The 637-nt window shown below is 64.2% G+C and carries 1 protein-coding gene; it reads left to right on the top strand.

Annotated elements, in window-relative coordinates:
• Positions 1–79: 79 nt before the first annotated feature.
• Positions 80–637: PhnE/PtxC family ABC transporter permease (locus Q673_RS25000; RefSeq protein WP_023005414.1), on the top strand; the 558-nt coding region annotated here is incomplete at its 3' end.

The raw sequence follows: 637 nt of genomic DNA, 5'->3' as shown, positions 1-637 counted from the left end.
CATGACCAGCCAGTAACCCACAACAGTCTAGCGACATCAGGAGGGGCCATGACGGCCCCTCATCGGGAGTCACTTCAACATGCAACAAGCCACCTTGGATGCTCAGCTGCCGCGACGCCGCTGGAGCACGCTGATCGGCTGGGGCGTCACCCTGGCAGTGCTCAGCTGGGCCTGGCAAGGCGCCGAGATGCAGCCGGGCCAGCTAGTCGCCAACGCCGACAACATGGCCGAGCTCGCCGGCGACTTCTTCCCGCCCAGCTTCGGCGATCTGAGCCACTACATCGAGCAGATGCTGGTCACCATCCAGATCGCCATCTGGGGCACGCTGCTCGCGGTGATCTGCGCTGTGCCCTGCAGTCTGCTGTCTTCCGAGAATCTCGCCCCCTGGTGGGTCCATCAACCCATGCGCCGCCTGATGGATGCCTGCCGCGCCATCAACGAGCTGGTGTTCGCCATGATCTTCGTGGTGGCCGTGGGCCTGGGGCCCTTCGCCGGCACCCTGGCGCTTTTCATCCATACCACCGGGGTGCTGTCGAAGCTCTTTTCCGAGGCTGTGGAGGCCAGTGATGCCGGCCCCATGGAAGGCGTTCGCGTGACCGGTTCCGGGCGTATCGAGGAGATCATCTTCGGACTGGTT

Origin of the sequence: Halomonas sp. PBN3 (assembly GCF_000475415.1) — a bacterium.
Classification (GTDB): Bacteria; Pseudomonadota; Gammaproteobacteria; order Pseudomonadales; family Halomonadaceae; genus Halomonas; species Halomonas shengliensis.
Note: the sequence above shows the minus strand (reverse complement) of the source record. Positions and strands in the feature narration are given on the sequence as shown.